Annotated in this window: 12 protein-coding genes; 4 read left to right on the top strand and 8 right to left on the bottom strand. The window is 71.3% G+C overall.

Annotation, left to right across the window (positions count from 1 at the left end):
• Nucleotides 1–3253: hybrid sensor histidine kinase/response regulator (locus AC07O8_RS18800; RefSeq protein ID WP_495049488.1), on the bottom strand; the 3253-nt coding region annotated here is incomplete at its 3' end.
• Nucleotides 3254–3464: 211 nt separating this feature from the next.
• On the opposite strand from AC07O8_RS18800, the gene AC07O8_RS18805 reads away from it, so the two are divergent.
• On the top strand, nucleotides 3465–4544 hold the full coding sequence (locus tag AC07O8_RS18805; protein ID WP_495049489.1) for a ligase-associated DNA damage response exonuclease: 1080 nt from the start codon (nucleotides 3465–3467) through the stop codon (nucleotides 4542–4544).
• A gap of 3 nt (nucleotides 4545–4547) precedes the next feature.
• Here AC07O8_RS18805 and AC07O8_RS18810 read toward each other — a convergent pair whose 3' ends face one another.
• On the bottom strand, nucleotides 4548–7655 hold the full coding sequence (locus AC07O8_RS18810; RefSeq protein ID WP_495049490.1) for a hybrid sensor histidine kinase/response regulator: 3108 nt from the start codon (nucleotides 7653–7655) through the stop codon (nucleotides 4548–4550).
• Nucleotides 7656–7776: 121 nt separating this feature from the next.
• On the opposite strand from AC07O8_RS18810, the gene AC07O8_RS18815 reads away from it, so the two are divergent.
• The 3 genes from AC07O8_RS18815 to pdeM all read left to right on the top strand — a co-directional run bounded on the left by AC07O8_RS18815 (nucleotide 7777) and on the right by pdeM (nucleotide 13054).
• Nucleotides 7777–9435 carry an ATP-dependent DNA ligase gene (locus tag AC07O8_RS18815; RefSeq protein ID WP_495049491.1) on the top strand — a complete coding sequence of 553 codons (1659 nt, stop codon included), beginning with the start codon at nucleotides 7777–7779 and terminating at the stop codon, nucleotides 9433–9435.
• 119 nt (nucleotides 9436–9554) lie between these two features.
• A complete protein-coding gene (locus tag AC07O8_RS18820; protein WP_495049849.1) occupies nucleotides 9555–12356 on the top strand; it encodes a DEAD/DEAH box helicase in 2802 nt (933 codons plus the stop codon).
• Nucleotides 12353–13054 (top strand): ligase-associated DNA damage response endonuclease PdeM, encoded by a 702-nt coding sequence (gene pdeM, locus AC07O8_RS18825; RefSeq protein ID WP_495049492.1) that lies wholly within the window; start codon nucleotides 12353–12355, stop codon nucleotides 13052–13054. Before AC07O8_RS18820 ends, pdeM begins: the two co-directional genes overlap by 4 nt.
• On the opposite strand, the gene AC07O8_RS18830 is transcribed toward pdeM, so the two are convergent.
• The 6 genes from AC07O8_RS18830 to AC07O8_RS18855 form a co-directional block, all read right to left on the bottom strand.
• Nucleotides 13044–13280: a hypothetical protein gene (locus AC07O8_RS18830; protein ID WP_495049493.1), complete on the bottom strand. Its 237-nt coding sequence runs from the start codon at nucleotides 13278–13280 to the stop codon at nucleotides 13044–13046. The two genes, pdeM and AC07O8_RS18830, sit on opposite strands and share 11 nt — an antisense overlap.
• 128 nt (nucleotides 13281–13408) lie before the next feature.
• Nucleotides 13409–14026 (bottom strand): MgtC/SapB family protein, encoded by a 618-nt coding sequence (locus tag AC07O8_RS18835; RefSeq protein WP_495049494.1) that lies wholly within the window; start codon nucleotides 14024–14026, stop codon nucleotides 13409–13411.
• Nucleotides 14023–15963, bottom strand: coding sequence for an ABC transporter ATP-binding protein/permease (locus AC07O8_RS18840; RefSeq protein ID WP_495049495.1), 1941 nt, complete (start codon nucleotides 15961–15963; stop codon nucleotides 14023–14025). The genes AC07O8_RS18835 and AC07O8_RS18840 overlap by 4 nt, the downstream gene beginning before the upstream one ends.
• A gap of 148 nt (nucleotides 15964–16111) precedes the next feature.
• Entirely contained in the window at nucleotides 16112–16756 is a 645-nt protein-coding gene (locus tag AC07O8_RS18845) for an ATP synthase subunit B family protein (RefSeq protein WP_495049496.1), read from the bottom strand.
• Between the two features lie 108 nt (nucleotides 16757–16864).
• A complete protein-coding gene (locus AC07O8_RS18850; RefSeq protein ID WP_495049497.1) occupies nucleotides 16865–17908 on the bottom strand; it encodes a serine hydrolase in 1044 nt (347 codons plus the stop codon).
• Between the two features lie 176 nt (nucleotides 17909–18084).
• Nucleotides 18085–20166, bottom strand: a complete 2082-nt coding sequence (locus AC07O8_RS18855) for an ATP-dependent helicase (RefSeq protein ID WP_495049498.1) — start codon at nucleotides 20164–20166, stop codon at nucleotides 18085–18087.
• Between the last annotated feature and the right edge of the window lie 163 nt (nucleotides 20167–20329).

Below are 20329 nucleotides of genomic sequence, written 5' to 3' on the forward strand. Positions count from 1 at the left end.
GCTGCGCGCAGGCCTGCTCGAGCGCGCCGGCCGCGGCGGCCAGCGCGCGCGCCCCGAGCGTGCCCGCGGCGCCGCGCAGCGAGTGGGCGAGCCGTGTCATCGTGACCGCGTCGCCGGCCGCGACGGCCTCCGCGAAATCGGCGGCGAAGCCCGTCTGCGTGTCGTGGAAGGTGCGCAGCAGCTTGCGGTAGAGCGGGAGGTGGCCGCCCGCCGTCGCCAGCCCCGTCTGCACGTCCAGCCCGGCGATCTGCGGCAGGCCGTCCGGCCGCCGCCCGCCGGCGGAGTCCGTCGCCGGTTCGTCGCCGGGGTTCAGCGCCTCGCTGCGCCCGTGCTGCGTGTCCACGCGCCGGCCGGCGCCGGAGCGCGTGTCCATCGGCACGTCCGCGGCCGGCATCGCCGGGCGGATCCAGCGCGCGAGGATCTCGAACAGGTGGTCCACGTTGAGCGGCTTGGCGATGTGGTCGTTCATGCCGGCCTCGAGCACGCGCTCGCGGTCGCCGCTCATCGCGTTGGCGGTCATGGCGATGACGGGCAGGTCGCGCCAGCACGGGACGGCCCGCAGGGCGCGCGTCGTGGCGTAGCCGTCCAGCACCGGCATCTGGCAGTCCATCAGCACGCCGTCGAAGCCGTCGGGCGCCGCCTCCAGCAGGTCGAGCGCGACGCGCCCGTTGACGGCGATCGTCACGTGCACCCCCGCGTCCTCCAGCAGCGCGGTGACGAGTTCCTGGTTCAGCTCGTTGTCCTCCGCGACGAGCAGGCGGGCGCCGGCGACCTGGCGCATCGCCTCGCGCGCGGAGTCGCGCCGACGCTGCGCCGCCGGGGCGGGCAGGTCGACATGGCCAAGCGCCTCGCCGATGGCGCCCAGCATCGACGAGGCGGTCACCGGCTTGGTCAGCAGCACCGGCCGGCGCGGCTGGCCGGCGTTCGCCAGCGCCGCGGTCAGGGCGTCGTCGCGTCCGAACGAGGTCACCAGCACGACCGCCGGCGGCGTCCGCAGCCGCCCGTCGCCAAGCCGGCGCGTGGCCTCCAGGCCGTCCAGCACCGGCATCTGCCAGTCCATCAGCACCAGCGCGTAGGGGCGGCCGTCGGCCTGCGCGCGCTCGGCGTCGCGCACCGCCTCGGCGCCGTCGGCGGCGGTGGAGACCTCCAGCCCGAAGCTCGCGCCCAGCGTGGACAGGATCTCGCGCGCGGCGCGGTTGTCGTCGACGACCAGGGTGCGCAGGCTCTCCAGCTCGTGGGCCATCAGCGCACGGCGCGCCGGCAGGTCCGAGCCTTCGGACTGCAGCTCGAAGCGGGCCGTGAAGTGGAAGGTGGAGCCCTCGCCCGGCGTCGATTCCAGCCAGATCCGGCCGCCCATCATCTCCACCAGCTGCTTGCAGATCGCCAGGCCCAGGCCGCTGCCGCCGTACTTGCGCGTGGTGGAGCTGTCAGCCTGGCTGAAACTCTGGAACAGCCGCGCCTGCTGCTCCGGCGTCATGCCGATGCCGCTGTCGCGGATCTGGAAGTGGAGCTCGACCTCGGGCGTGCAGGCCGTGCCGGTGGGGTCGGCACCGGACGCGTCGATGGACGGGGCGGCCGGGGCGGCCAGGACCGACTGAGCTGACGGCGCAGGCTGCGCGGACTGCGCTGACTGCGCTGACTGCGCTGACTGCGCTGACTGCGCTGACTGCGTGGGTGTCAGCGCCACGGCCTCGATGCCGACGATGATCTCGCCGCGGTCGGTGAACTTGGCGGCGTTGTTGCCCAGGTTCACCAGCACCTGGCCCAGGCGCAGCGGGTCGCCGATCAGCGCGGTGGGCAGGTCCGGCGGCACGTTGAGCAGCAGCTCCAGCCCCTTGTCCTCGACGCGGAAACCGATCAGGTTGACCAGGTGGTCGAGCACGGCCTCCATCCGGAAGGGGACGCACTCCAGGCTGAGCTTGCCGGCCTCGATGCGGCTGAAGTCCAGGATGTCGTCGATGACGCCGAGCAGGTTCTCGGCCGACCGGTGCACCTTCTCGATGTAGTTGCGCTGCCGGGCGTCCAGCCCGGTCTGCAGGGCGAGGTGCGACATGCCGATGATTGCGTTCATCGGCGTGCGGATCTCGTGGCTCATGTTGGCCAGGAAGTCCGACTTGGCGCGGGTCGCGCTCTCGGCGTCGTCCTTGGCCCGCTGCAGCGCGCCCTGGGCGCGCTCGCGTTCGGCCAGCAGCGCCTGCAACTGGCCGTGCTGGGCCTGCAGCTCGAGCTCCTTGCGGTCGCGCGAGGCGCCGTGCGCCAGGCTGCGCAAGGTGGCGGCCAGCAGCCCGAAGGCCAGCAGCGCGACGAGCGCGGCGATCCCCACCCGCGTCGGGAGCGGCTCCAACGCGTCCAGGTCGCCCAGCAGCACCACGCGCCAGGCGCCGGTCGGATCGTTCCAGGCGACATCGGACTGGGCGACGGCATGGCGCACGCCGCCGATCGTCACCGCGGCGCCGTCCAGCGTGAACGGCAGGCTGTGCGTGCGCGACGGATCCTCGAAGCGCCTGCCGAACTGGCCCGCGGCGGTGATCGCCTGCGCGCGCTGGGGGGTGGCGGGGCCGTCCAGGCTCATGCGCCAGCCGGGCCGGCTGGCGGCGAGCACGACGCCGGAGGGCGAGACCAGCAGCGCGCCCGCGTAGCTGCGGGTGTCCAGGAAACGGTCCAGCGCGTCGGCGTAGAGGCGGGCCGCCACCACGCCGATGATCTCGCCTTCCTGGCCGGGGCGGCGGTACACCGGCGCGGCGAGCCAGAACGCGCGCTGGCCGGTGCTGATGCTGATGCCGCCGAAGACGTTGGGCTGGCCGCGCATCGCCTGGCGGAAGTACTGGCGGAAGCCCACGTCCAGGCCGATCGGAGGCGAGCCCTCGTCGTCCCAGCCGGCGATGATGCGCCCCTGCACGTTCACGACATAGGTCAGCTGCGCGCCGACGCTGGTGCCGATCACCTCCAGCGTGTCGGCGGCGGGGCGCACGCGCCGGGCCTCGTCGATGTCGGTGAGCGTGGCGGTGAGCTTCAGCGCCGGGTTCAACTGGCCGGCGAGCACGACCGCGCCCATGCCCTTGCCGGTGAGGGTCAGGCCTTGCAGCGCCATGGCCTCGCGCTGGGCGGCGTTGTTCAGGGTGCGCTGGAAGTCGTGCTCGAGCGAATGGCGGTGCAGCTCGCTGGCGGCGATGCCGAGCGTCAACGCCGCCGCGGCGGCCAGCGGCCACGCGACGCGACGATGTCCCAGCAGCCAGTCTGAGAGACGACCCATCCTTCTCCTCCTCCCCGGACCGTCCGGTCGACGGGCGCCGGACGTTGGTGGATGAACGCCAGGCCAGTGTAGGGGAGGCGGCCCGGGGCGCAAGCCCTGGCGGCGGCCCGGGGTGAGGCCCGGGGGGAGGCCGGGGGTGACGGCTGTCGCGCCCGCAGGACGCGGACTCGTCCTACACCTGGCGGCGCCGGCCATGGCTAGCATCGGCCCCATGGACACGCACATCGCCACGGCCGGGCGCGGGCCGGCAGCGGACGATCTCGTCGTCGCCCGGCCGCAGGGCCTGTACTGCCCGCCCGGGGACTTCTACATCGACCCGTGGCGACCGGTCGACCGCGCGGTCATCACGCACGGCCACAGCGACCATGCGCGCTGGGGAAATGCGCACTACCTCGCGCATCGCGACAGTGCCGCCATCCTGAGGCGCCGGCTCGGCGAGGACATCACGCTGCAGACGCTGGCCTACGGCGAGGCGATCGAGCACCACGGGGTGCGCGTGTCGCTGCATCCGGCCGGGCACGTGCTGGGGTCGGCGCAGGTGCGGCTCGAACACGGCGGGCGCGTCTGGGTCGCGTCGGGCGACTACAAGCTGGAGGCCGACGGCACCAACGCGCCGTTCGAGCCGGTGCGCTGCGACACCTTCATCACCGAGTCCACCTTCGGCCTGCCCATCTACCGCTGGCCGTCGCAGGCGGCGCTGTTCGCCGAGATCGACGCCTGGTGGCGCCGCAACGCCGAGGCGGGGCGTCCCTCGGTGCTGTATGCGTATGCGCTGGGCAAGGCGCAGCGGCTGCTGCACGGCGTGGACGCATCGATCGGGCCCATCGTCGCGCACGGCGCCGTGGAGCCGCTGAACGCCGTCTACCGCGCGGCGGGCGTGGCCTTGCCGCCGACTCTGGGAGTCGGCGATCCGGCGCTGGACAAGGCCGCGCTGTCGCGCGCGCTGGTCATCGCGCCGCCGTCGGCCGCGAGTTCGCCCTGGCTCAAGCGCTTCGGTCCGGATCTGTCCGACGCCTTCGCCAGCGGCTGGATGCAGCTGCGCGGCACGCGCCGGCGGCGCGGCGTCGATCGCGGCTTCGTCGTGTCCGACCACGCGGACTGGCCGGGCCTGATGGCGGCGATCCGCGGCACCGGCGCGGAACGCGTCTTCGTCACGCACGGCAGCGTCGCGACCATGGTGCGCTGGCTGGGCGAGCAGGGCCTGCGCGCGCAGGGCTTCGCGACGGAATACGGCGACGAGGACGACCGCGGGGAGGCGCAGGCGCAGGCGCCGACCGGCTCGCCACCGTGAGCGTCAGCCGCTCCTCGCGAGCGTTCTCAGCCGCTCCCGCGCGCCTTCGAAGTCGAAGCGCTGCACGGCATCCAGCGCCGTGATCAGCACGGACGTCTGCACGGCCGTCAGCACGCGGTGGTCCTCGTTTTTCGACGTCCGGTCCTGAAGGGCCGTGCGCATCCGTTCGGCCAGGTCGACGGCGGTGGCGTCGTCGGCATCCAGCAGCCGGAGCAGTCGATCCCGGTTCTCCTGATCGCCCGCGATGCCGGTGCCCGGGGCGGTGAGGGAGATGCCGCACGTCTGCGTCCCATCGTGGGCCTCGATGCGGGCCTGGATGCGCCGCAGCGCCGGCAGCAGCTCGTCCAGAAGCTCCCGCACCCGCGCCAGCAGCACCGATCGGTCGGCGGCGGGGAGGCCCTCGCGGCAGGCGTGTTCTAGCCGCGCGGTCGCCTCCATCAGCTCGTGCGCGCCGATCGCGCCCGCGGCCCCCCGCAGCGAATGCGCCAGGAAACCGATCGCGCGCGCGTCGCCGCCGTTGTGCGCGGCCGTCAACTGCGCGTCGAAGTCGGCGCGCGTGCGCAGGAAGGTCGCGATCAGCCGCCGGTACAAGGGCTGCCGCTGATTCGCGCCCGCCAGACCGGCACGCATCAGGCGCAGATCCCGCGGCGACAGGCGCTCTCCGCTGTCGTCGTCGTCATCGTTGTCGTTGTCGTTGCCGTCATCGTTGGCGCGGTCGCGGTCGCGGTCGATCGCCGTGTCATCGCGGGGGTCGGAGGATGTCGGCGTCTCGTCGCGGGACACCGCCACCCATCGGGTCAGCGTCGCATACAGCAGCTCGATGTCCAGCGGCTTGACCAGGTGTGCGTCCATGCCCGCGGCCAGGATGCGCTCGCTGTCGCCGGCCATGGCGTTGGCAGTCAACGCGATGACGGGCAGCGTGCGCCAGCGCGGATCCGCGCGCAGGCGCCGCGTGGTTTCGTAGCCGTCCAGCTCCGGCATCTGGCAATCCATCAGCACCGCGTCGAATCCTCGCGGCGAGGCCGCGAGCAGGGCCAGCGCCTGGACGCCGTTGTCCGCCAGCGTCACGACCGCGCCGACGTCCCGCAGCAGCTCGTCGGCGAGCTCCCGGTTCAACTCGTTGTCTTCGACCAGCAGCACGCGGGCGCCGGTCAACTGCGGCGTTGCGACGGCCGTGCCGCGGGGCCGTGCGCCCGGCGCGTTGCCCGATGCCGTTGTCATGTCCTGTCCGGTGTCCGATCCCGTTCCGTCCACCACGACGCCCAGCCGGACCGTGAAGTGCACGCTCGTGCCCTCGCCCGGCGTCGATGCGATGCCGATCTCGCCGCCCATCATTTCCACCAGCTGGCGGCAGATCGCGAGTCCCAGGCCGCTGCCGCCGTAGCGCCGGGTGGTCGAGGAGTCGGCCTGGCTGAAGCTGGTGAACAGCCGGGACAGGGTGGCCGCGGTCATGCCGATGCCGGAGTCGCGGACCAGGAAGCGCAGCGCGATCGTGTCGTCCTGCAGGGCGGCCGGGTCGGCCGGGACGACGCGTTCGACGGCCACGACGATCTCCCCGCGCTCGGTGAACTTGACCGCGTTGTTGCCCAGGTTGACCAGCACCTGCCCGAGCCGCAGCGGATCGCCGCACAGCAGCGGCGGCAGGTCGGGCGGCACGTCCAGTCGCAGGACGAGGCCCTTGGTCTCGGCGCGCAGGCCGATCAGGTTGACCAGGTGGTCGAGCACCTCCTGGAGCCGGAAGGGGACGGATTCCAGCTCGAGCTTGCCCGCCTCGATGCGGCTGAAGTCGAGGATGTCGTTGATGAGGCCCAGCAGATGTTCCGCGGAGCGGTGCACCTTCTCGATGTAGTTGCGCTGGCGCGGATCGAGCGCCGTCCGCAGGGCCAGATGGGACATGCCGAGGATGGCGTTCATCGGCGTGCGGATCTCGTGGCTCATGTTGGCCAGGAAGTCGGACTTGGCGCGCGTGGCGTCCTCGGCGGCGTCCTTGGCGCGGCGCGTGGCGATGCCGTGGGCCACCGTCCGATGCAGCGCGACCAGCAGCGCCAGACACAGCAGTGCTGCCACGCCGGCCACGACGAGCCGCTCGGCCATCGGGGCGACCAGGGCATCATCCTTCAGCAGCACCAGCCGCCAGAGACCGCGTGGATCGCCCCAGTCCACATCGGCACGGCCCGTCAGGAGCTGTCGATCACCGATCTCGATCCTTGTCTGCTCCGGGTCGAAGGGCAGACGACGCACCCGGGCGAGGTCGAGGAACGCGTTGCCGTACTGGCGGCTGGCGGTGAGCGCCGCGGCACGTGTTGCGTCGAACGGACCGACGACGGTCAGGCGCCAGCCAGCCTCGCTGGCCGCCAGCACCACGCCGTCCGGGGAGATCAACAGGCCGCCGGCGTACCTGGCATCGGGGGACACCGACCGGCCACCGTCGAACTGGGGGTCGGCCAGCATCTCGTCCACCCCGTCCACTGACGTGCGGATCGTGAGGACCCCGATCGGCCGACCCGGGGGGCGGGCTGCGGGGCCTTCCTCCGAGCGGGTTTCGCTGTCCTCCGCCCAGATGGGCGCGGAGTTGTAGATCGCGCGTTGGCCGCTCGACAGACTGATCGCGGCGCTCACCGCGACCTGGCCGGTCATGGCCCGCTGGAAGTGGGGGTGGAGCGCGATGTCCTGCCCGAGCTGCGGGTCCTGCTGCGAATGGCTCCAACTCGTCACGATGAGGCCGCGATGGTTCGCCACGAAGGCTGCCTGGGCGTATGTGCCCAGCGCGAGGGCGTTGAGTTTGCGCTGCGCAAGCGGCACGCTGGTTGCGTTCTCAAGGCGCTCAAGGCGGGCCGTGCGTTTGATTTCGTCGCTGACGCGGCCCATCATGCGGAGCGCGCCCATCCCCTGGCCGGAGATCGTCACGCGAGTGAGCAGGAAGGCTTGCCCGCGCGCGGACCGCCCCAATTCCAAGCGCGTCTCGTGTTCGGCCCAGGCCGCGTGGGCGAACTGCGCGGTCCACGCCGCTACCGCCGTCGCGACACCGATGAGCAGCCATGTCAGCCGCGGCCGGTCCACCAGGGCCTCGCGCCATCCCTGCGTTCCCTTGCCCCTCGGCGCCTGCGTCATCGCGAAGTTCCTTCGTCGGATGGTGTCGGCGCAGTGTTGGAGGGCGGGCCGGCGCTTGTCAACCCGCGAACGCGCCCGCGTCCTACACCGCGCGGGTGGGGCGCTCGCTAGCATCGCCCCCATGAGAGCTTTTGCCGCGCTGTTCCGCGACCTGGACGCGTCGACGTCGAGCCTCGCGAAGCAATCCGCGCTGCAGGCCTACCTGCGCCAGGCGCCGCCGGAGGATGCCGCGTGGGCCGTGTACTTCCTGGCCGGCGGCAAGCCGCGCCAGCTGGTGCCCACGAAGCTGTTGCGCGAGCAGGCCCGGCTCGCGGCCGGGCTGCCGGAGTGGCTGTTCGACGAGAGCTACGAGGCCGTCGGCGACCTGGCCGAGACGATCGCGCTGCTGCTGCCCGAGCCGACGCAGGCGGTCGAGCGCCCCTTGTCCGAATGGATGACCGGGCATCTGCTGCCGCTGCGCGGTCAGCCGCCGGAGACGCTCGCGCTGACCCTGCAGGCCCAGTGGGCCGCGCTCGCGGTCGAGCAGCGTTTCGTCCACCTCAAGCTGATCACCGGCGCGTTCCGCGTCGGCGTGTCGAAGCTGCAGGTGACGCAGGCGCTGGCGGCCGTCGGGAGCCTGGACGCCAAGCTCGTCGCGCAGCGGCTGATGGGCTACATCCACATCGGCGCGACGCCGTCGGCCGCCGACTACCTCGCCCTCGTCGCGCCCGCCGATCCTGGCGGGGCCGACGGCGTCTCGCGCGGCCTGCAGCCGTATCCGTTCTTCCTCGCGCATCCGTTCAACCTCCCCGTCGAGCAATTCGACGCCGCGATCGGGCCGGCGTCCGACTGGCTGGTCGAATGGAAGTGGGACGGCATCCGCGCGCAGCTGGTCCAGCGCGGCGGCGAGGTCGCGATCTGGTCGCGCGGCGAGGAACTGGTCACCGACCGCTTCCCCGAGTTGCGCGCGATGGGCGAGGCGCTGCCCGACGGCACCGTGCTCGACGGCGAGATCCTCGTCTGGCGCGAGGGCCGCGCGATGCCGTTCGCGGCGCTGCAGAAACGCATCGGCCGCAAGACGCTGAGCGTGAAGCTGCTGGGCGAGCTGCCGGTGGCGCTGTGCGTCTACGACCTGCTCGAGGAGGCCGGCGAGGACCTGCGCGCAGCGCCGCAGCACGAGCGACGCGCGCGGCTGGAGCGCCTGGTTGCGGCGCATCCGCTGGCGGGGCTCGAACTCAGTCCGCTGATCGCGGGCGAGGACTGGGCCGACCTCGCCCGGCGACGCGAGCAGGCGCGGGCGCTGGGCGTCGAGGGGATGATGCTCAAGCGCCGGGACGCGCGCTACGGCGTCGGGCGGACCAAGGACGTCGGCGTCTGGTGGAAGTGGAAGATCGAGCCGTTCTCGGCCGACGCCGTGCTGATCTACGCGCAGCGCGGCCACGGGCGGCGCGCCAGCCTCTACACCGACTACACCTTCGCCGTGTGGAACGGGCCGCCGGAGGATCCGGCGCGGCAGCTGGTGCCGTTCGCGAAAGCGTACTCGGGGCTCACCGACGCCGAGATCCGCGAGGTCGATGCCGTGATCCGCAAGACCACGACCGAAACCTTCGGCCCGGTGCGCAGCGTCACGCCGACGATGGTGTTCGAGCTCGGCTTCGAAGGCATCGCGCGCAGCGGCCGCCACAAGAGCGGCATCGCGGTCCGCTTCCCGCGCATGCTGCGCCGGCGCGAGGACAAGCCGGTCGAGGAGGCCGACACCTTGCAGTCCTTGCAGGCCTTGCTGCCGGGGGAGGGCGCGTGAGCGGCGGGAGCGATGAAGTCGATGCGGTGGGCGGGCACGGCCGCTGGCCCTCACCCCCACCCTCTCCCGCAAGCGGGAGAGGGAGTCGAAGCGATGAAGCGGTCGCCGGATCCGCCGGGATCGCCGGGATCGCCGCGATCGACGCCTGGATCGAGGCCAAGGGCTGGACCCCGTTCCCGTTCCAGCGCCGGGTCTGGGAGGAGATCGCGCGCGGTCGCGGCGGACTGCTGCATTCGAGCACCGGCAGCGGCAAGACGCTGGCGGTGTGGCTGGGCGCGCTCGCGGCGCTGCGGGAGGACGTCGGCGCGCAGGCGCGTGTGCACGGCGGCAAGTCGATCGCGCCGCCGCTGACGGTGCTCTGGATCACGCCGATGCGCGCGCTCGCCGCGGACACGCTGCGTGCGCTGGAAGCACCGATGGCGGCGCTGTGTCCCGGCTGGACCGCCGCGCTGCGCAGCGGCGACACGACGTCCGCGCAGCGCGCCGCGCAGGACCGGCGGCTGCCGACCGTGCTGGTGACGACGCCGGAGAGCCTGTCGCTGCTGATGTCGCGGGCCGACGCACGCGATCAGCTCGGACAGGTGCGGCTGGTCGTCGTCGACGAGTGGCATGAGCTGATGGGCAACAAGCGCGGCGTGCAGACGCAGCTGGCGTTGGCGCGGCTGCGCCGCTTCCGGCAGGAGCACTGCGGAGAGCCCAGGCCCTCACCCCCGCCCTCTCCCGCAAGCGGGAGAGGGAGTCAGGCAAGCGCAGCTTCCGCGCCGGATCGCGCGCGCTCTGGCTCCCTCTCCCGCTTGCGGGAGAGGGCAGGGGTGAGGGCCAGCGGACGGGGAAGTCAGCTGATGACCTGGGGCCTCTCGGCGACGCTGGGCAACCTGGACGAAGCGATGCGGACCTTGCAGGGCACGTCGTCCGCCCCCACGGACGCCGTGATCGTGCACGGCGAGACCGACAAGACGATGGTCATCGACACGCTGCTGCCGGAGACCGCCGAGCGTTTCGCCTGGGCCGGCCACATGGGCCTGCGGATGCTGCCGCAGGTGGTCGAGGCGATCGAGGCCAGCGCGAGCTGCCTGGTCTTCACCAACATGCGCTCGCAGGCCGAGCGCTGGTACCGCGCGCTGCTGGAGGCGCGGCCCGACTGGGCCGGCGTGCTGGCGCTGCATCACGGCTCGCTGGACCGCGAGGTGCGGGAGTGGGTGGAGCTCGGCCTCAAGGAAGGCCGCATCAAGGCCGCCGTGTGCACCTCCAGCCTCGACCTGGGCGTGGACTTCCTGCCGGTGGACCGCGTGCTGCAGATCGGCTCGGCCAAGGGCGTCGCGCGGCTGGTGCAGCGCGCGGGCCGCTCCGGCCATGCGCCGGGCCGGCCGTCGCGGATCACGCTGGTGCCGACGCACAGCCTGGAGCTGGTCGAGGCCGCCGCCGCGCGCGAGGCCGTGCGCACCGGCCGGATCGAGGCCCGGCACAGTCCGCGCGAGCCGCTGGACGTGCTGGTCCAGCACCTGGTCACGGTCGCGCTGGGCGGCGGGTTCCGCCCGGACGACCTGCTCGCCGAAGTCCGCGGCACCGTCGCCTACGAGGCCCTGGGCGAGACGAACTGGCAGTGGTGCCTGGACTTCGTCCGCCAGGGCGGGCCGTCGTTGACGGCGTACCCGGACTACCACCGCGTCGTGCCCGACGACGAGGGCGTCTGGCGCGTGCCCGACGCGCGGCTCGCGCGGCGGCATCGCGTCAACATCGGCACCATCGTCAGCGACGCGTCGATCAGCGTGCAGTACCTCACCGGCGGCAAGCTGGGCAGCGTCGAGGAGAGCTTCATCGCGCGCCTGAAGCCGGGCGATGCGTTCATGTTCAGCGGCCGGCTGCTGGAGCTGGTGCGCGTCGAGCAGATGACGGCGCTCGTGCGGCGCGCGACGGCCGGGCGCGCGGCCTTGCCGCGCTGGAACGGCGGCCGCATGCCGCTGTCGAGCACGCTGGCCGACGCGGTGCTGCGCGAGTTCGCCGCGGCCGACGCCGGCCGCTTCGACTCCCCCGAGATGCAGTGCGTGAAGCCGCTGATCGACATCCAGCGGCGCTGGTCCGGCGTGCCGGGCCCGGACGTGCTGCTGGCGGAAACGCTCAAGTCGCGCGAGGGCTGGCACCTCTTCCTCCATCCCTTCGCCGGCCGGCAGGTGCATCTGGGCCTGGCCGGACTGATCGCGTGGCGCGCGGCGCAGCCGGAGACCGGCACCTTCTCGATCGCGCTGAACGACTACGGCATCGAGCTGCTCAGCGCCAAGCCGATCGATTGGGCGCAGCGGCTGCCGGGCCTGCTGGCGCTGCCGCCGATGGAGACGCTGCTGCGGGAGGTCCTGGCGAGCCTGAACGCCACCGAGCTCGCGCGACGACGCTTCCGCGAGATCGCGCGCATCGCCGGCCTGATCTTCCAGAGCCATCCCGGCGAGCGCCGCAGCAACCGCCAGCTGCAGGCCTCGGCGACGCTGTTCTTCGAGGTGTTCCAGCGGCACGATCCGGGCAACCGCCTGCTGGCGCAGGCGGAGCAGGAACTGCTGACGCAGGAGCTCGACGTGCGCCAGCTCGCGGCCGCGCTGGAACGCATGGGTCGGCAGACGCTCCAGATCCATGCGTTGAAAAAGCCGACGCCGCTTGCGTTTCCGTTGATGGTGGAACGTTTCCGCGAGAAGCTCAGCAACGAGCCGCTCGGCGACCGCATCGCGCGGATGGTGTCGGAGCTGGAGCGCAGTGCCGGCGGCGACGCGGTCGGCACCGCGCATGAGCCGGCGGAGCGGGCGTTGGCGGTGTTCGCGAGGAAGGATTCGCCGCAGTTCGCGGTCGAGGCGGTGCGGGAGTCGCTGGCGCTGGAGACGCGGGGCGAGGCGCCCGCCAGGCGGCGCGAGGCCGGCGGGCGGAGAAGGCGATGACGGACCTCGTTCCCCCGCCGGGCGCGCTGGCCAGGACGCTCGCCGACGAGCGCGTCTGGCTGCTGCCCGAGCGTGCGCTGTGGTGGCCGGCCACGCGCACGGTCTTCGTCGCCGACGTCCATCTGGGCAAGGCGGCGAGTTTCCGCGCGCTGGGCCAGCCGGTCCCGTCGGGCACGACGCGCGACAACCTCGACCGACTGAGCGCCTTGATCGACGAACTGCGCGCGGCACGGCTGGTGGTGCTGGGCGATTTCCTCCATGCGGCCGCGGCGCAGCAGCCGCAGGTGCTCGCGCCCGCGCATCGCTGGCGCGAGCGGCATGCGCAGCTCGCCTGCCTGCTGATCCGCGGCAACCACGACAGCCATGCCGGCGATCCGCCGCCGTCGCTGCGCTTCGAGATCGTCGACGAGCCCCATGCGATGGGACCGTTCACGGCCTGCCACCATCCGCGCCGCGTCGCTGGGGCTCACGTGCTCGCCGGGCATCTGCACCCCGCGACGACGTTGCACGGCCGCGCGCATGAGCGTCATCGGCTGCCGTGCTTCGCCGAATCCGACGGTCTGATGATCCTGCCCGCGTTCGGTGCGTTCACCGGCACGACGCAGGTCGGATTGCCCGAAGGGTCGCGCTGTCACGCGGTCGGTGGCGGCGCGGTGTGGTCCGCGCCCGGAGCGGGGTTGCCCCGGCCTACAGGTTGAAACCCCCGACGTCGGTGTGGAAGTCGCCGATCTCCGTCCATTCCTTGAGGTCGGCGGGCACGGCGAACCGCGCGGACAGCGCCAGGGCCGCCTCTTCCGCCGAGGCGAAGGAATCCCCCCACGGCATGCTGTCGTGTTTCACGCGCCAGCGGCGCGACAGCCGCGGCTTGATCGTGAACGTGCCGTCCAGGCTCTGGAAGACGTAGGAGACGGTATCGAGTTCCATGCTGAGCTCCGGGGCGTCGCCGGTTCGTGGACGGACCCTAACGCAATGAGCGGCAACTGTCATGCCCGCGTCGCGGTTGGGGGCACGGTCCGGCGTCGGCACGGGATCGCAGCCGATGCGGCGCGCCGTCAGGCTGGCGGTGCCGGGTCCTCGGCCTTCCGGGGATGCGGCCGCGTGAACAGCGGCAGCACGGCCAGGATGAGCAGCGCCAGCAGCATGCTGAAGACGGCCGTCGCCTCGCGGCCCAGGCCGCAGGCGATGCCGATGGCGGCGGTCATCCAGATGCTGGCGGCGGTGGTCAGGCCGTGGACCTGCTCCTCGTCCTTGAGCTTGAGGATGGCGCCCGCGCCGAGGAAGCCGATGCCCGCGATCACACCCTGCAGCACCCGGCTCATGTCGGCGAGCGCCATGCCGCCCTGCTGAGGCACCAGCACGAACAGCGCCGCGCCCAGCGACACCAGCATGTGCGTGCGGATGCCCGCCGCCTTGCCGTGGTGCTCGCGCTCGTAGCCGAGGATGCCGCCCAGCAGCGCCGCCAGCAGCAGGCGCACGGCGATGCGGGTGATCTGTGCGACGTCGGGCACGTCGGAGAACTCGGACCGCACGGTGTCGATGACCTCGTCGGTCCACGAGGTGGCGGTGATGGCGGCGGGGGATGCCGCGGATGCTGCAGATGCGGTGGATGTCGCGGATGCGGATGCGGCGGCGGTCGCGGTGCCGGTCGCGGTGCCGATGACCAGGCTCATGACGTCTCCTTCTCGGTCGGCTGGACGGTCGGGCCGGTCCGCGCGCCGTCGGCCAGTTTCGCCTCCAGCGCGGCTTCCCGCGCCGCCTCGGCCTCGGCTTCCACCGCATCGAAGTCGTAGCCGTCGGCGGGATGCAATTCCCACGCGCCGCCGCCGGTCAGGCGCAGCACGTGCGTGTGATGCTGCAGCACCGCGTGGCGGTGCGCGATGCTCACCAGCGTGATGCCGTCCCGGCACAGGCGCTCGTAGAGGCGGCGTTCGTTGCTGCTGTCCAGCGCGCTGGTGGCTTCGTCGAGGATGACCATCTTCGGCGTGCGCACCAGCACGCGCGCGAAGGCCAGGCGCTGCTGCTCGCCCATGGACAGCAGCTTCTCCCAGTCCTGCGAGGCGTCCAGCCCGCCGACGCGATCGGCGAGCTCGGGCAGGGCGACCTCGTCGAGGATGGCGCGCAGCGCGTCGTCGTCCAGCTCGGTCGTCGTGTCCGGATAGATCATCTGGCTGCGCAGCGTGCCGGGCTGCAGGTAGGGGCGCTGCGGGAGGAAGAACACGTCCTCCAGCGGCGGGTGCTCGATCGTGCCTTCGCCGCAGCGCCACAGGCCGGCGATCGCGCGCAGCAGGGAACTCTTGCCGCAGCCGCTGACGCCGGTGATCAGCAGGCTCTCGCCGGGCTGGAGCGCGACGTCGAGCTTCTCGACCAGCAGCCGGTCGAACTGCGGCGTGTAGAGCGTGAGCGCGCGCAGCGCGAGCTGCTCGGCGTGTTTCGTCTCGATCTTTTCGCGGGCGCGTTCGTCGCGGGGCTTGCGCTTGTGCATGACTTCGGAGAGCGCGTGCAGCCGGTCGATGCCGGCGACGAAGCGGCTCAGGCTCTCGAAGTTGTCGACGATCAGCGAGACGGCGGTCAGCACCGCGGCGAAGGCGCCGGCGGCCTGCACGGCCGCGCCAACCTCGAGGTCGCCCGAGAGCACGCGCTCGGCCAGGATCACGGCGGGCACGACCAGCGTCAGCTGGCTGAAGCCGCGCTGGAAGAGGTTGAGCGCGCGCTGCTTGCGGATCAGCTTCCAGTAGTTCTGGTAGACGGAGTCGAAGCGGCTTTCGATATGGGCGCGTTCCTGAGGCTCGCCGCGGTAGAAGGCGATGGACTCGGCGTTCTCGCGCAGGCGCATCAGGCCGAAGCGGAAATCGGCCTCGCGGCGCAGCTGCCAGAAGTTCAGCTGGATCAGCGGCGAGCCGAAGACGTAGAGCGCCAGGAAGGTGCCGACGGTGGCATACACGACGAGGAAGGCCACCAGCATCTTGGACAGCGACCACAGCACGGCGCAGAAGGCGACCAGCTGCATCAGGGAGCCGATCATCAGCAGCCCGAAGTGGGTGGATCGGCCGGTGAAGGTGTTGATGTCCTCGGAGATGCGCTGGTCGGGGTTGTCGATGTCGCCGGCCGCGCCGGTGCCGATCTCGTAGTACTTGCGGCCGTCGAGGTAGCCATCGAGGAACTTGCCGGTGAGCCAGCGCCGCCAATGGTTGGAGAAGGCGTCGCGCATGTAGTAGTAGAAGGCGTACACCGGCACCGCGAAGCCCAGGACGATGAGGCTGTCGCGCACCGCGAGCCAGAAGCGCGAGTGGTTGCGCTCGGCGAGCGCGGAGGTCATCTCGCCGGTCTTGTCGTTGAGCATGACGGCGAGCTGGGTCTCGCACAGCATCAGCACGATCATGAGCAGCAGCAGTCCCCAGGCGGCCTTGCGCTGGTCGCCGAGCCAGTAGGGCTTGGCGATCTGCATGAACTGGCGCCAGGCGGCGGCGGACAGGCGCGGCGGACGGCGCCGCTTCTGCTTCTTCTGCGGCGCGGCCGGAGGCGCGGGTGGGCGGGTCGAGGACGACGAGCGCGAACCCGGAGCGGCGGACGGCGGCAGGTCCGTCGCGGGGGAGGAGGGAGAAACCATGAGGGCTGGACCCAGTCTGCCGAAGATGTCTCGACAGTAGCCCGGGCGGCTCATGGGGTGGGTAGGACGGGGCCTACTGCGGGTGACGGAGGGAGGCGCGAGGTGAGGCGCGAGGTGGGCGCGAGGGCGCGCCTCCGCCGAGCACCGATCACGGCATCAGCTTGGACACCGCGTACGCGAGGCTGCCCGCGGCGGCGGACGAGCTGATCGCGGCGCGGGCGCACCACTTGAGCAGGCGGAGGTCCGAGGCCTGGCCGCTCATCTTGATGCGATCGTCGACGGAGGCGACGACGGAGGCGACAAGTTCCTTGATGTCGATCTTCGTGCGCACGACCATGGCGTCGAAGTCTTCCCGCGATTTCTCGCGCATCTTCTGAAGCTCGTCCTTGAACTCGGCTCGCGACTTGGCGAGATCGTCCTTGAACTCGGCCCGCGACTTGGCGAGATCGGCCTTGAACTCGGCACGGGACGCGGCGAGATCGGCCTTGAACTCGGCACGGCAACTGCCGAATTCCTTGGTGTACTCCAGACGTTGATCGGCGAGCTCTTTCTTGAAAGCTGCTTGTTCCGTCCTGATCGACGCGATATCGTTTCGAACCTGGGCAAAGCCGGTCTGCATCTCCTCGCGTAGCTTGTGGGTCTCGTCGGCCAGTTGGTCGATTCGATACATCACATGATGGAGATCGGGCTGCGCATTCGGAATCGGCGTGACGTTGGTGTATTTCTGAGAGTCAGGGTGCATGCGTCTACTCCTGGACATGCGGTGGGAGGAGCCGCAGATGCTAGGAGCCATCGAGCCAGGATGGCGTGGCGCGAATGCCGAATCAGACGGATGTTTGATCAGCCTCAAAGAACCCGCTCGCGTCCCCCGCACGGGGGAGAACGAGCGCCAACGCGGGGGTCAGGCCGCGGCGATCTTCGCCAGCGACTTGCGGATCGCGGCCGCGTCGCGCAGGCGCTGCGCGGAGCCGTCGGCGTCGAGCAGGATGACCGTGATGGTCTGGCCGCCGCTCTTCATTCGCATCGCCAGGCAGCGCCCTGCCTCCTCGGTGTAGCCGGTCTTGGACAGGCGGATGTCCCAGCCCTTGGCGCCGACCAGGTGGTTGGTGTTGCGCAGCTCGCGCGGGCGGCCGTTGACCTCGACCTCGCTGGACTTGTCGCTGCTGATGCGCGCGATCACCGGGTAGCGCGACGCGGCGGCGGCGATGCGCGCGACCTCGGCGGCCGTCGAGGTGTTGTTGGGCGACAGACCCGTCGGATCGGCCAGCGCCGTGTGCGACAGGCCCAGCGCGCGGATCTTGGCGGCGACCGCCGCCTCGTAGGCCGGCAGGCCGCCGGGGAAGTGGCGGGCCAGTGCCGACGCGGCGCGGTTCTCGGACGAGATCAGCGCCAGCTCCAGCGCCGCCTCCCGGGTCATCGTGGCGCCGACGCGCACGCGCGACTTGCTGTGCTTGAGGCGGTCGACGTCGGCGTCGTCGATCTTGATCTCCTCGTTCATGTCCTGCTTCGCGTCCAACACCACCATCGCGGTCATCAGCTTGGTCAGCGAGGCGATGGGCACGACGGAGTCCGGCTCCTTGGCCATCAGCACGCGGCCGGTGTCGTCGACGACCAGCATGTGGCGGGCGTTGACCGGCAGCTTCATCAGCGGCTCGTCGGACGGCGTCGGGGCGACGACCGTGCCGGGCGACTTGGCGATCAAGGGAGAGGAGGCCATCGGTGCCGGCGCCGGCGTGGACGTACCGTCCGATGCGGCGGGTGCCGGCGTCAGGACGCCATTGGGACTGATGGCCGCCGTGGTGGGGGCGGCCGTGGGGACGACGACCTCGGGGTCGTCGCTGGCCGCCTGCACGATCAGGCAACCGCAGGTGAGGATCAGCGCCGGCAGCGCGAGCTTCCAGTTGGTGTGGGCAAGGGTGCGGAGAACGGTGTCGCGGATCGTCACGGCGGTCGGGCTGGGCTGGCGGCTGGGTCCGGAGGGAGGAGGGGGTCAGGGTTTGACCGTCGCGAAGTTTAAGTTCTTCGCGGCGAACTGCCAGCCGAGCCCGCCGTAACGTGCGTTACGCGCGCGCCCGGACCCTTCCGGTCCGATGCGCACCAGTGAGGGATTGAATCGGGATGTCAGTCCCAGGCCTTGCGCAGCTTGGCGGCGACATCCATCGCCGGCTTCACGAGCGCCGGCAGTGGCGCCTGCGCCTGGTTGGCGGGACCGACCTTCTCGAAGTGGCGCACCACCTTGCCGGGCAGGAAACGCGACACGCTCGCGTAGAGGTGCCGGTCGCCGTGCCGCGTCTGCTGCGTCACGTAGAAGCGCTGCGGCACCATCACCGCGAGGTGGTCCTTCGCCCGCGTCATCGCGACGTAGAGCAGTCGTCGCTCCTCCTCGATCTGCGCCTGCGCGCCGGTGCTCAGGTCCGACGGCATGCAGCCGTCCACGCAGTTCAGCAGGTAGACCGCATTCCACTCCTGCCCCTTGGCCGAATGGATGGTCGACAGGATCAGGTAGTCCTCGTCCTTCAGCGGCACGCCCGACTCGTCGCTGCTCGCGTCGGGCGGGTCCAGCGTCAGCTCGGTCAGGAAGCGCTCCCGCGAGCCGTAGCCTTGCGCGATGCGCGTGATCTGCTCCAGGTCGGACAGTCTCACCGGCGCATCGTCGTAGAGCCGCTCCAGATGCGGCGCGTACCACTGCACCGCCTCCTCCAGATCCAAGGGCCAGCTCGATCCCGAGATCAGCTGCAGCATCAGATCGCGCAACGCAGTCCAGGAAGACGCCGCGGCGCGCGGTGGCTCGAAATCGCGCAGCGCCTGCGCCGGGTCGGCCGCCGGCGCCATCGCGTCGAGCAGCCGTCTCGCGCTCGCCGGGCCGAAGCCCGGCAGGAGCTGCGCCACGCGGAAACCCGCCAGCCGGCCGCGCGGGTTCTCCGCCCAGCGCAGCACGCTCAGCACGTCCTTCACATGCGTGCTCTCGAGGAATTTCAGGCCGCCGAACTTGACGAACGGGATGTTGCGTCGCGTCAGCTCCAGCTCCAGCGGCGCCGCGTGGCTCGAGGTCCGGAACAGCACCGCCTGCTTCGTCAGCTTCAGGCCCTGCTCGCGGCGCTCCAGCACCTTGTCGGCGACCCATTGCGCCTGCCGCGCCTCGTCGTCCACGGTCACCAGATGCGGCAGCTCGCTCGAGGCCTTGTCGGTCCACAGGCGCTTGTCGTGGCGCTCGCGCGCCATCGCAATCACGGCGTTGGACGCGTCCAGGATGGTCTGCGTCGACCGGTAGTTGCGCTCCAGCGCGACCACGCGCGCGGGCGGATCGAACTGGGCGGGGAATTCCAGGATGTTGCGCACTTCCGCCGCGCGGAACGAGTAGATCGCCTGCGCGTCGTCGCCCACCACCGTCAACCGGTCGCCACGCGGCTTGAGCCGTTTCAGGATCGTCGCCTGCAGCCGGTTGGTGTCCTGGTACTCGTCGACCAGCACATGCTGGAAGCGCTCGCCCAGCTCCGCGGCCAGCGTGTCGTCGCTCATCAGCGCCGACCAGTAGAGCAGCAGGTCGTCGTAGTCGAGCAGTTGCTGCTGCTGCTTCTCCTCGACATAGGCCTTGAACAGGCGCTTGAGCTCGTCATGGACCGGGAAGCACCAGGGGAAGTGCTCCTGCAGCACCTGGTCCAGCCGCGCCTCGCTGTTCACGACGCGCGAATAGATGTTGAGGCAGGTCGCCTTCAGCGGGAAGCGCTCGGTGGTCTCGGCCAGCCCCAGCGCCTGGCGCTGCAGGCCCATCAGGTCCTCGGCGTCGGCGCGGTCGAGGATGGTGAAGTTGGGCGCGAGGCCGATGCGATGCGCGTACTCGCGCAGCAGCCGCGCGCCCACGCTGTGGAAGGTGCCGGCCCACGGGAAACGCGGCGGTGCCTGCGTCGCGCGCAGGCCGAGCGCGCGATGCAGCACGCGGCCCGCGCGACGTTCCATCTCGCCCGCGGCGCGGCGCGAGAAGGTCAGCAGCAGCAATCGCTGAGGATCGGCGCCGGATTGGATCAGGCGCGCCACGCGCGACGCCAGCGTCTTCGTCTTCCCGGATCCTGCGCCGGCGATCACCAGCAGCGGCCCGTGGTCCGGAACGCCTTTATCCAGGCCGTGCTCGACGGCGGAGCGCTGCTCGGGGTTGAGGTCGGCGAAGACGTCGTTCTGCGTGTCGGCGAGGGCATCGGGGCACATGGCCGCGATCATAGCTGTATGCATCAACAGTGATTGCATGCCTGACCCGACCTTCAGTACTTCCACCGCCGCTGGCCCTCACCCCCACCCTCTCCCGCAAGCGGGAGAGGGAGCCCGATCGGCTCGACTCGCGGCGCTGGCTCTTCTCTGCGCCCCTCTCTTG

The organism is Roseateles sp. GW821-FHT09G09 (assembly GCF_059415965.1).

Excerpts from the sequence above, each read along its gene's own strand:
- pdeM (WP_495049492.1), top strand. The coding sequence starts at position 12,353 with ATGACGGACCTCGTTCCCCCGCCGGGCGCGCTGGCCAGGACGCTCGCC.
- AC07O8_RS18830 (WP_495049493.1), bottom strand. The coding sequence starts at position 13,280 with ATGGAACTCGATACCGTCTCCTACGTCTTCCAGAGCCTGGACGGCACG.
- AC07O8_RS18810 (WP_495049490.1), bottom strand. The coding sequence starts at position 7,655 with ATGACGCAGGCGCCGAGGGGCAAGGGAACGCAGGGATGGCGCGAGGCC.
- AC07O8_RS18805 (WP_495049489.1), top strand. The coding sequence starts at position 3,465 with ATGGACACGCACATCGCCACGGCCGGGCGCGGGCCGGCAGCGGACGAT.
- AC07O8_RS18845 (WP_495049496.1), bottom strand. The coding sequence starts at position 16,756 with ATGGCTCCTAGCATCTGCGGCTCCTCCCACCGCATGTCCAGGAGTAGA.
- AC07O8_RS18840 (WP_495049495.1), bottom strand. The coding sequence starts at position 15,963 with ATGGTTTCTCCCTCCTCCCCCGCGACGGACCTGCCGCCGTCCGCCGCT.
- AC07O8_RS18835 (WP_495049494.1), bottom strand. The coding sequence starts at position 14,026 with ATGAGCCTGGTCATCGGCACCGCGACCGGCACCGCGACCGCCGCCGCA.
- AC07O8_RS18815 (WP_495049491.1), top strand. The coding sequence starts at position 7,777 with ATGAGAGCTTTTGCCGCGCTGTTCCGCGACCTGGACGCGTCGACGTCG.
- AC07O8_RS18855 (WP_495049498.1), bottom strand. The coding sequence starts at position 20,166 with ATGTGCCCCGATGCCCTCGCCGACACGCAGAACGACGTCTTCGCCGAC.